7 protein-coding genes are annotated in these 12,201 nt (G+C 40.3%); 6 read left to right on the forward strand and 1 reads right to left on the reverse strand.

Translation table 11 applies throughout. The features are described from left to right. The first annotated feature begins 26 nt into the window (after positions 1–26). Complete coding sequence (locus tag ADU22_RS13090; RefSeq protein WP_053362548.1) at positions 27–2,510, forward strand: coiled-coil domain-containing protein; 2,484 nt, start codon at positions 27–29, stop codon at positions 2,508–2,510. A gap of 221 nt (positions 2,511–2,731) precedes the next feature. On the opposite strand, the gene ADU22_RS13095 is transcribed toward ADU22_RS13090, so the two are convergent. After that, positions 2,732–3,067, reverse strand: coding sequence for a hypothetical protein (locus tag ADU22_RS13095; RefSeq protein WP_053362549.1), 336 nt, complete (start codon positions 3,065–3,067; stop codon positions 2,732–2,734). Positions 3,068–3,145: 78 nt separating this feature from the next. Between ADU22_RS13095 and ADU22_RS13100 the strand changes: the two genes are divergently transcribed. The 5 genes from ADU22_RS13100 to ADU22_RS13120 all read left to right on the forward strand — a co-directional run bounded on the left by ADU22_RS13100 (position 3,146) and on the right by ADU22_RS13120 (position 11,957). After that, a complete protein-coding gene (locus ADU22_RS13100; RefSeq protein ID WP_053362550.1) occupies positions 3,146–4,078 on the forward strand; it encodes a hypothetical protein in 933 nt (310 codons plus the stop codon). 141 nt (positions 4,079–4,219) lie between these two features. Then, positions 4,220–4,513 carry a hypothetical protein gene (locus ADU22_RS13105; protein ID WP_053362551.1) on the forward strand — a complete coding sequence of 98 codons (294 nt, stop codon included), beginning with the start codon at positions 4,220–4,222 and terminating at the stop codon, positions 4,511–4,513. A gap of 20 nt (positions 4,514–4,533) precedes the next feature. Next, a complete protein-coding gene (locus tag ADU22_RS13110; protein WP_053362552.1) occupies positions 4,534–4,902 on the forward strand; it encodes a hypothetical protein in 369 nt (122 codons plus the stop codon). Positions 4,903–5,144: 242 nt separating this feature from the next. Beyond that, positions 5,145–10,949 (forward strand): anti-phage protein ProA, encoded by a 5,805-nt coding sequence (gene proA, locus ADU22_RS13115; protein ID WP_053362553.1) that lies wholly within the window; start codon positions 5,145–5,147, stop codon positions 10,947–10,949. 255 nt (positions 10,950–11,204) lie between these two features. After that, on the forward strand, positions 11,205–11,957 hold the full coding sequence (locus ADU22_RS13120; protein WP_053362554.1) for a uracil-DNA glycosylase family protein: 753 nt from the start codon (positions 11,205–11,207) through the stop codon (positions 11,955–11,957). Positions 11,958–12,201: the final 244 nt, after the last annotated feature.

The raw sequence follows: 12,201 nt of genomic DNA on the forward strand, positions 1-12,201 counted from the left end.
GCTTTTTAAAGTCGTTCCCAGAAGAGATGATTACCTCCTATGAATTGGAGCTTCCGAATAGCGAGGACATATTAAAGAAGGCCATTGCCAGACTGGCGGAAATTGCGGATATCACGGTGAGGAACGAAGAAACCCTAAAAGGGTACCGTAATGACAACGAACAGGAACGGAACCGGGTGTCCCTTTTGCTTGTACAAAAACAAAAGGAAATGGACGAAAAAAAAGAACGTGCATTTGCTTCTTTCAAGGAAGAATACGAGAGGAGCCTCTCTTTGTCCGAAGAGACCTATCGAACAAAAAAAGAGGCTGCGAATGAGGTCTTCGAGGAAAAACAGCGTAACTCACAATCATCTTTCCAACAAAAAAAGGGATCTCTTGAACAGATCTTCAAGGACTGGAAAAAGAAAAACGACGAGAGTTTAAAAGAAGAACTAGATGCCATCAAAAAAGGGTTCATAAATGATGACAAGGTGTTGAAGGCAAACTATGAAACAAGCAAAAAAGTCCTGGGCGAGAAACTGGACACTATGGAAAAAAGGGAAGCGGAACTCCGCCGTATCCATCCTCCCCTTGTTGCCTATAAGCCATATTTTTTGGGAGTTCATGAAAAGCGTGAGAAGAAAAGCTCATTGCTGGAAAGTATCACGCAAGATGAAAAAGTTCTCAATGCCCTTATTGACGAAAAACAGGAATTCTTCAAGGAGCTCAAACGCCTTCTCGGCCAGAAGGCGGACCTTGATAAGGTGCTTGAAAGACTGAGGGAGGATTATGAACGTTTCGGCCTCTCCCAAGTGAAAGAAATGATAGTGTGTGAGGAACGATACGCAGAAAAAAGAATCATGGCCGAGCGGGCCATCCAGGCACTTAACCAGAAAAATGCGGACAGAAGCACGCTCGAAGAAATGAAAAACCTGCATGAAACCAACTCCAACAAAGAAGTTGCCATCATGGAGAAAAACGGGTTCACACTGGAATGGACTCGTGACAACTTTGAACATGTTACTCCTAAACAAGCGGAGGATACACAAAATGAGCTGGGAACACTCGATGAAACCCTCACAAAAGAGGACTCCGTTTTGCAGAAAGAGAGAATTTCCTATGCTGAGGAAAACTCCTCCCATAATGAGAAAATGAACGTGTTCCTCGAAAAGCATAGGATGCACGGGTACGATTTCCTCTTTACTCGGTTCGGGGAAAAGGGAGAAGAGTGTCATCAGGGATTGAAAGAGGAAAAGGATGAAAAGGAACACGTGCTGATCTGCCTGAAGGAAAAAATTGAACATGCCCGTCGGAAACTGGTTGGGATTGAACGGGCAAACTCTCTCATCGATCCTTCCTACCGGGATGCAGAGGAAGTATCCGATACGCCGCTTTCACAAGAGGAGCTCAAAAACCTTGAACGAAACCCCGAAAAAGTCATCGTCTCGATGGACCGGAACATCAAGAAAAAAGAGGATGCCTTCAGGGAGAAAAAGAGGGGAACAAAACTTGCATTTTCTTCCTATGTCGCTGCAAACAGCCGGTCGCATGAGACATTGAAATCTCTGACGGAGCGGATCGGGCTGATTCTTGAAAACGAAAAGATCTTTGATTATGGGTATGTCGAAAAGGAATTCCAAACCATATACCGGGCAATCGAACAAATGAAAGAAAATTATTCAAGGGAACTTGAGGAAAGCTACAAAAACAAGGACATTCTTATCGATAAATGCATAAGGAAATGCCAAATAGCTTATGAAGGCGTCATGGAAATCCCTTCCTACAGCAAATTTGAACTCCGTGGGAATGACCGGAAAATGCTTGAATTCGATTGGGTGCACTGGGKGGAAAGCGGTCCTGATAAAATGAGGATGTATGTGGACAGGGTTATCATGAACATGAATACCCAGTTCCAAAAAGAAGAGGATCAGGCGGGAGCGATAAAGTCTTATGCAATCCAGTCGTTTTCGACCGTGGAGCTTTTAAATGTCCTTTCCCCGCTTAAACATACGAGGATCCGGGTTGTGAAACCTAAAAATTATGAGGAGTTTTCTGGTAGGGTCGGCATTGAGGACTGGAGCGAGGTCTCGCAGTGGTCGGGCGGGGAAAAAACGACTGTGTACATGACAGTCTTCATGATTTTAATAAATTACATCCGGACGCAAAACCGGGAATTCGGGAACCCCTGGAAGGTCATAATTGCGGACAATCCGTTCGGCAAGGCATCGTCCGGACATATTGTGGGTCCGATGTTTGAAATTGCAAAGCGGAATCAAATCCAAATGATCTGTCTGACCGCACACCGGAACGAAGACGTCATCAAACCGTTTTCGGCCGTTTACAGCATGAGGCTCAGGCAACAGCTTGATACGGTATTTTTCAGGGCAATGGAAGAAAAAACAGTGAATATAAAACTCGAGAGCCTTTATTTCAGAAAGGAAACCGGGGGCCAGCTGCCTGTTGAGGAAGAGAAAGATACCATGGATTACAAAACCTTTAAAGCTAATCTGGGTCAGGTTACTCTCTTTTAACAAGCTCTAGGGTAAACTGTCACAAGACAAGAGTGGAGGGTATTGCTTTGGTCTGCTCTAACTGTCATAAGGTGCTTCATGGAAGGAGACCATGGCTGTCTAAGAAGGAACTTAAAAGTTTACTAAAGGGGTTAAAAGACCATTAACTTTCCACCACCATATGAAAATATAACAGGAGTAAGAAATAAGCTACCATTCTTGGTAGCTTATTTAACATCATATTAAAAATCCTCACCAATATCATTGTATGTTAACTCAACCAATTTATAAAAATAATTCTCTTCTCCAAAATACACTCTTAGGTTATTGAAGAACTGGCGTCTAAGTTTAGATTCATTCCAAATATTCATTATTTGCAATTTTTCATGTATACCATTTAAAAGTGAATCTTTATCATCTTCATCTAATTCACCTTTAACAATATAGGAATTAACCCAATGTTTTAATTCATTATTTATGTTTCTAACCAATTCACTTGACTCATTTTGATTCTGAGAACATTCTAAAATTAAGTCAGCTATTACTTCAATAGATATAGAGCTTAGTGGTGTATTCATTATATGTCCCCCTAGGTATTGATACATAAATTATACATTAACTTGTTTTAGACAAAAATAATGAAGAAGGTGTCCGAATTGAGCAATTACAAAGTGGAGCTAACAATTGTTGAGAATGGATTGGATTTTATTAGGCGTTCTTTAATTGAATTAGAAAAAGATGATGAAATGTATTTTAAATATGCAATACTACATTTGAGTGCAGGGTTAGAACTAATACTGAAAGCACGTTTACAAAAGGAACATTGGTCACTTGTTTTTGATGATATTAACAAAGCCAATTTTGATGTTTTTAATGAAGGTGAATTTAAAAGCGTTATTTTTGAAAATCTTATAACTAGGTTAGAAGGTATATGTAAAGTAGCAATTGATTTTAAGGCTAAAAGGAAAATACAAAGCCTAAAAAAATACAGAAATCGAATTGAACACTTTGATTTAAATGTAAATAAGAAAGCTTTAGAAGCAATTACGTTTGAAGTGTTAACGTTTCTTATCCCATTTATTTATAAGGAAGAGCTAATAGGGAGAGAGCATGAAACTTTAAAATTCATAAACGAAAAGCTAACTAATATGGATGACTACATATCACACAGGTATAAAGAAATTACACCTATAATAAAAGAACTTCATCCGGAAGTAAAGCTTCTCGAATGTCCTAATTGTTTTCAAAATAGAACTTTAAGACTTGATATGAAATATTGTTATTTTTGTGAAACTACTTTTAAAAACTTGTCTGAAGAGTTTATAACTAGATTTTTAAATATTGATAAACAATACAACATAAGTTATGGAAAGTTCAAAATGTTAGAGATTTGTCCTTATTGTGAAAAAAGGTCAATGTTAGTTGCAGATGAAGAAAGTTTATGTCTTAGTTGTAGTAGAATCCTTAAAACTGAAGAATATGTGAAATGTGTGGATTGTGGAATTACTCATCTTGTTGGGAATGAGGAAGGCGAATTTATACACGATGAATATGTTTGCTATGAATGTATATTTAAAGCAGATATTTAATGCAGCGGATCCGTTCAGCATAAACTAGATAAACACGATTCCCAGCTATTTAGGTATTTTGGAACCTCGGCTGCTAAATTCGCGATTCTCACAAATGGAATTACTTATCGATTTTATACAGATTTAGACGAAGCGAATAAAATGGATACAGTCCCGTTTTTTGAATTTAATCATTTGGAATTAAGAGACACAGCAATCGTTGAACTCTCGAAATTCAGAAAAACTAACTTTGATATCGAAAGCATCTTTAAAGCCGCCTCGGAATTACGTTATACAAGCGAGATTAAACAATATCTTGCTCATCAGCTCGAGACTCCTTCAGACGAATTTATTTCCCTCCTCATCAGCGGTATCTATAATGTAACCAGGAATGTACTAGACAAGTTCCAGGGAATTGTTAGAAGATCGTTAAAACAATTTGTTAACAACAGGTGAATGACAAATTGTAAGCTGCTTTGGCAAAAACAAATGAAGAGGGTACAAGTTTAGATAACCAATTGGATAAACTCAATGTTGGAAGTGTTGAGAATGAATCGTCATCTCTCCGAGAACAACCGGATATTGTAACAACAGAAGATGAGCTGGAAGGGTATGTAACAGTGCGCATGCTATTGGGTGAGGCGGTAGAAAAAGACAGGGTCTTTTATAGAGACAATATGAGCTACTTCAATATTTTGATTGATAATAATATCCGTAAGTGGGTTTGCAGACTTGGATTTAATACAGCAAACAAATACGTAAAATTCAACGACGAAGAAAAACAACCATCTATCTTGAAAAGGTTTCGGATATGGAGAAGCATAAAGAAAAACTATAAGAGATAGCAAAGAGGTTTGCTTAATTAGACAGGGTGGAGGAAGTACCCGTGTTTGTGCTTCCTCCAGTGAGTTTGAATGATGCGTTAGAACGTCCCTATGTTTCCCTAAGGTCGTAATGCTCAGAAGGAAGCAAAGAGAACCGTCCCCATGCTTCACATATTTCAACAACCCCTCCCAAAAATTGTTATAATAATGGGTAATACGATATAACAATTTATATTACATGCAAGATAAAGGAGGGGTTTTTGTTGAATCCTGCTATAGAATGTCACTATGAATATGATAAGAAAGTAAGCTTCGCCCTGCAGCAGAACCATGTACCTGTCATTAAGTTTCTTTCCATTAAAAATACATCTGCCGATTCTCTGGCCAATATAAAAGTGGAAATCAGTGCAAATCCCGATTTCTCCGACCCCTATTCGATACATATTGAAAAGTTGGAAAAAGATGAAGTCATTGAAGTACGGCCCGACCTGCAGCTATCCTCCCAATTCCTCAGTGCCCTGGATGAAAGTATATCTGGAAACCTCCAATTAAAAATTTCAGATGGTAGTCGCGAACTTTATAAAGAGAACTTGCCGGTTGATGTGATGTCTTTTGATTCCTGGCCAGGTGCTTCTGTGCTGCCTGAAATCATTTCAAGTTTTATCACACCGAATCGCCCATTCATTAATGAGATTGTCAGGCAGGCGGCTTCGATTATGGAAAAGAGCACAGGATCAAACGCCATGGACGGCTATCAAAGCGGGGATCCGAACCGTGTCCTTGCCCAATTGTCGGCGATTTTCTCTGCGATTCAGTCGTACGGGATCGCCTATGTGAATCCGCCGGCAAGCTTTGAAGACGAGGGCCAGAAGATTCGCTTTCCTGACCTCATAAAAGAACATCGATTAGCCACATGCCTTGATTTGACATTGCTGTATGCAGCCTGTGCCGAAGCCGTGGGAATCTATCCGTTAGTGGTATTCCTGAAAGGCCACGCTTTTCCGGCTTTCTGGCTCAAGGAACAAACGGCCTATGAAAGTTTTCAGGATGATAAAAGCATCTTGACGAAACACATGGCAAGCGGCATCCATGAATTGACCGTCGTAGAGTCGACGTTGCTGACGAGGAAAGAATCAACATTCAATGAGGCCGTCAGAGCGGCAGAAGTAAGCCTGGATAAATTAAACGACTTTCATTTTTTCATCGATGTCCAGCGAAGCCGAATTGGCCAAATCAAGCCGATTCCGTTAAAAAGGGTAAGCGGTGACTTGGAGGTTCAAGTCGAGTCAGACGAATCACTTAAACCAACTACGAGCCTTGCTTTTGACCAGGTTGAAGTCATCCCGGAAAGGGAAGATGGCACTCAGCAAAGCCAGCAGAACAGTAAAATCATCTACTGGCAAAACAAGCTGATCGATATGAGTCTCCGCAACAACCTGTTGAATTATCGTTTGCATACACAGGGAATCCCTTTGGTGACGGCGGATTTATCAAAAATGGAAGACATCCTGGCCATGGGTCAAAAAGTCTTTATCAATCCTTTGCCAAATGAGTGGAAGAATAATGCCCGGGACTTTAGGGAGCAGAAAGAATTACTACAATCCAAAATTCTGCAGGCCGATATGCAAAATAACCGGTTACGTTCCACGTTAACCGAGGCTAACCTGGACAAAGAGCTGGTGAATCTATATCGGAAAGCCAAAAGCACGTTAGAGGAAAGCGGGGCGAACTCGCTGTTTGTCGCGCTTGGCTTTTTAAAGTGGTATGAAGAAAAGTCGTACACGAAAGAGCGCTATGCCCCTATTTTATTGCTGCCTGTAGACCTCGTAAGGATGTCGGCGAAAAAGGGCTACTATATTCGCGCCCGTGATGAAGAAGTCCAAATCAATATATCGCTCATTGAATATTTAAAACAAAAGTTCGGCATTGATGCTTCCAAGCTCTATGATATCCCAAAGGACGAGCATGGTGCCGATGTGAAGAAAGTGTTAACGACGATGCGGCGGCTGATCATGCAAATGAAAAACTGGGACGTGTATGAGACAGCCAGCATCGGGTTGTTTTCATTTTCGAAATTCGTGATGTGGAATGACCTTGTGAACAACACAGAGGAACTAAAGAAAAATAAAGTTGTAAAAAGCCTAATGGAAGGGAACTATTTAGGCGAAATCACGGAATCCATGAATATAACGATCACAACTCAAACAGATGAAGAAGAAACGCTTTATGCCCCTTTAAGCTCTGACAGCACCCAAAAAGAGGCCATTCTGGCAACCGGTGAAAACAATAGTTTCGTCCTCCATGGACCGCCGGGAACAGGGAAGTCGCAAACGATCACCAATATGATTTCCCATGCCTTGGCTAATGGCAAGACGGTGCTATTTGTTGCTGAAAAAATGGCGGCATTAAGCGTGGTGCAAAAGAGGCTTGCCGATATCGGTTTAGGAAACTTCTGCCTCGAAGTGTACTCCAATAAAGGACAGAAAAAAGACATCCTCGCCCAGCTTGAAGCTTCCATCCTCGCCCAGCATAAAATAAAGGGAACCAACTGGAGCGAGAAATCAGAGGAGATTCGCAAACTTAAGAAAGAACTGAACAGCTATGTCCAGGATCTTCACAAGCCAACCTCCATTGGCCAAAGCATCTTCGAAATGATCGAGGAATATTCCAGCATTGAAACCAGGAACCAAATCATTGAATTCGACAGAGATCAAGTGAAGAACATGGATGAACCTTCGTTCAAAAAGACCAAACAGCTGCTTGAAAACACCGCTGTTGTCGGGTCCACTTGCGGAGATATGAAGAGCAATCCCTGGGCTGGCATTAAGCAGACTCAGTATTCCCTGCAGCTCCATGACAGTGTAAAAGAGGAATTGTCAGCCATTGAGGCTGCTATTCCCGAATTGAAGCAGTTTGAGCAGCACTTAAGGGATTTGGGATTTGAAGATAAAAAGCAAACATCCAAATGGTACAGCCTGCTTTATAAACTGATCCCTTCTCTGCAAAGCCTTCCTAATGCAAATATCAGCTTAATGGGGGAAGAGAATTTTGAACAGCTTGCCTCACAGTTAACAGATAGCATCATGGCTGGTAAAGAACGGGATAGTGTAACGGCCAAGCTAAAGGAACTTTTCGATTTATCGATTTTAAAAATCGATACAGAACCTTTGCTGCAGGAATTAAGGCTTGCAGAGAATAGCTGGTTCCTTAAGAAAGTCCTTGGCAGAAACAAAGTGGCCAAAGAGTTGAAAAAATTCCTTACAACCAAAACGAAGATCAACTCTAGTGAACTCGAGGAAATCCTCCTTTCCGTTCAAGAAACAAAGAAAAACCAGGAAACATTGAATCAATCTGATTCAAAAATGAAAGATTACTTCCCGGACCTGTGGAATGGCACCGATGGAAAGTGGCCGGAAATGGAACAGGCGATCGAGTGGATGAAGTCCGTTCGATCCATTCTGCAAGAATATACAGAGGCACATAGCTATGTAAGCGAAACAGCGCAAGTCTTGCAGAATAACAAACAGCTATTCACATCATCCAACATGCAGCAATTTATGCTGAAGTATCAAGACAAATTTGAAGACCTGATGAAGCGAATCCTAAGGATTGAAACTGAATTACTCCTTTTTAAATTCAATGAACCCGACCATAGCGATTGGTTGACGGCTATAAAAGATAAGGCTTCGACACTCATTAGTGCTCTGCCTCAATTGAAGGACAACTGCCAGCTGGCACGTGCCATTGAAGAAGCGAACTCGTTTGGCCTGCAGAATGCTACAAATCCATATATTAAGGGACAACTCAAAAACGATGAGCTGCTTGCAGCTTACCTGCATGGATTTTACCGGATACGCATTGATGAGGAAATCAGAAGCAGCCAATCTTTATCCCATTTTTCAAAGGCAGAGTTTGAGAACAAGCTGAAGAAGTTCAACACTTTGGATGATGAGCTCAGTGATTTAACGAAGCTTGAAGTGTATGTAAAACTAATGGAACGAGTGCCGGATCTTAATAATGTGATCCAGAGTTCCGAGCCAGGCATTCTTTTAAAAGCGATAAAAAGCAAAGGAAGAGGGATTGCCATTCGGCAATTGTTTGAGCGGATCCCCAACCTGTTGCCTAAAATGAAGCCATGCATGCTGATGAGTCCGATATCGGTGGCGCAATATCTGGATTCGTCGTTTCCAAAATTCGATTTCGTTATCTTTGATGAAGCTTCCCAGCTGCCAACGAGTGAAGCGATCGGAGCTATGGCCAGGGGAGAAAACGTCGTCGTGGTAGGAGATCCGAAACAATTGCCGCCGACAAGCTTCTTCAGTGCGCAGCAATCCGAAGAAGATTTTGATATTCAGGACCTCGAAAGTGTCCTTGATGATTGCTTGTCAGTAAGGATGCCGCAAAAACATTTAAGCTGGCATTATCGAAGTGAACACGAAAGTTTAATTTCATTTTCGAACAATCACTTTTATGAAAATAAGCTGATTACGTTCCCTTCCGTCGATGACCTGCAATCACGCGTTTCTTTTAAAAATGTAAAAGGAATATACGACCGAGGGAAATTAAGGCATAACAAAATTGAGGCAGAAGCGGTTGTGGAAGAGATCTTTTCTAGACTACACAATCCGCAGAAGCAACATGAGAGCATCGGAGTGGTCACCTTCAACCAGGTTCAGCAAACCTTGATCGAGGATCTGATTGATGAGCGCTTAAAAGAAGATCCAAGCGTTGAAAAATACTTTACCGACGAAGTAGCGGAACCTGTTTTTGTTAAAAATCTGGAAAATGTCCAGGGTGATGAGCGCGATATCATCTTGTTCTCCGTGGGATATGGCCCTGATAAAGAGGGGCATATGACCTTGAATTTTGGGCCTCTGAACCGTGATGGAGGCTGGCGACGACTGAACGTGGCCGTTTCCCGTGCCAAGAAAGAAATGATCATCTATGCTTCCATGGAGCCTGACCAAATTAACATATCCCGGACAAAAGCGGAAGGTGTCCATGCTTTAAGGGCGTTTATGGAATTTGCAAAACGAGGCAATGAACCAGTGCTGTTGGAAAATCGGAAGCAAAGTGCAGGTGCAAATTCCGCGACCATCATTCCGAAAATCCAAAAAGCGTTAGAAAAGCATGGCTATAAAACCAAACTGAATGTTGGAATCAGTGAGTTTAAGGTGGACCTGGCCGTTGTTGATAAAAATTCTGATGGAAGGTATATGGCCGCCATCCAGATTGACGGCCACCGCTATGCAAGCCGCAAGACCGCCCGGGACCGCAATAAATTAAGTGACCTAATGCTCGGAAGACTAGGCTGGCAGATTATCAAGGTATGGTCGATTGAATGGTGGCATGACGAAAAGAAACAAATAGAAAGCATAATAGCCCAGCTTAAAGAGATTGAAAAAAGCGTCCCTGCAAGGGTTAAACAACAAACTGATGCTGTTGTTAAAATCAAGCCAACCATCCAGCAAAAAATCAGCAAACTGGTGATCGCTGTTGAAAGTACAACCGAGGAAGAAACCTATTATAAACCGGTTGTATTAGAAGCTGTAAGTCTGCCGAGCGAGACGTTCTATACAATAGAAGGAAGGCAGATCATCCAGCAGCAAATCAAACAGATCATCGAACAGGAAGCGCCGATTAGTTTCTCGCAATTGACCAAATCAATCATCGCGGCATGGGGCTTTACCAGGAGCGGTGCCAAGATTGAGAATATTATCGAATCCGTTCTTACGAAGATGAAGATCTACCATTCCATTGACTCTAAAGGGAAATTTTTGTGGAAAGACGAAACGCAGTTTAAGAGCTACAAAGAATTCCGGTTATGTGGGCAGGATAGAAGGGCTTTACAAGAAATCAGTAAGGAAGAGTACGCGAATGGGGTCCTAGAAATTATGAACAAGGCCCTTCGCATACCAAAAGCAGACCTAATTCGAGAAGTGTTAAAGCAGCTTGGATATAGCCGGACTAGCAAACAAGGAGAGGGGTTTGTTCTGGAGGGAATTGAGGTTGCGGTGAAGAAAGGGGTGATTTCTGAGGATTCAACGGAGTTTGTGGAGGTGAAGTGATTTTGGGTGGTGCTTGTTCATTTGATTAGTAGCGTGCATTCTCTATGCGGGAAAGAACCACCTTTTATTTATGACTATATAAGCATCATTTTCTTCGTTATTAATTAGCTATGATTCAAATTAAAAAAGGGGTGATAAAAGTTTATTTCCCTATTTTAATTGGTGAACTTACAGGAAAAAATTGTACTCCCATGAATATTATATTGGAGATAGTCTAACCGTTTTTTTAATTAATTAAAAGTTAGGGGGGGAATTTTGAAGGGGAAAATAATTGATAGAATCTATGAACCATGTAAGGTTTGTAAGTTTAATACTGAATACGAAGTACTATTTTATGATACCCTACAAAATAAGGAAAATTTAAAAGTTATGATGATGTATGAGGAACCTGGAGGCAAAGCCGGTGATGATGATCAATTCATTATAAAATACTCACCTGAGAAAAAAGCTAAGTATCACAGGAGAAATTTCCCTGCATGGTTAGGGACTTATTACACTTATCATTTAGAGATTTTTAAAAATTTAAAAGAACATGGATATATATCAAAACATTTAAGGTACTTTGAAAGTTCCATGGAGGAGGTTTACTTTACAGATGCTATAAAGTGTAGAGTAGAAAAAGGTGGGAAAAAGGGCGATTATCGAACTTGTAGTAATGAGTATCTTATTCAAGAAATTGATGAATTACCTAATTTAGAATTGATAATTGCCTGTGGATCTGTAGCCTTAAATGCTCTAAAATCAATGTGCGATGTACCTTCACAGGCAATTGCTGTGATTACGCAACCAGTAAAATCATTTAAGTATAAATCTATTCAAAAGTTCGCACATGGAGATGTGTACCAGTTTAAATTTAGAAATAGAGCAGAATGGATTCCCGTAATCCATTTTGCTCATCCTAGTTTCATCTATAGAGAGGAGCGTTTGAATATCTCCCCAGTTTTAAGGGAGAATACTTTCTTAAAAAGAGCATGTAAATATGCTTTTGAAAGTATAAACGATTATTAGAAATATTTAGAGGTAGATAAGGTTTGCAGATAAACCTCACTTAGATACATTACGGAGAACCGTACCATAAATAACGGTAAACTTTAACCGTATTAATAACAAGAAAATAAAGTAGGAAAAGAATTAAAATAGGAAAAAACTTATAAAAGTTTTTTCCTATTTTAATTTGTAGTGTATTTAATTAATAAGAGTTAATTATTACGTAAAATATGAACTAGTCTATTTATTCCATTTATTTTAGGTA

This window comes from Bacillus sp. FJAT-27251 (assembly GCF_001273925.1).
Lineage (GTDB): Bacteria > Bacillota > Bacilli > Bacillales > Cytobacillaceae > Mesobacillus_B.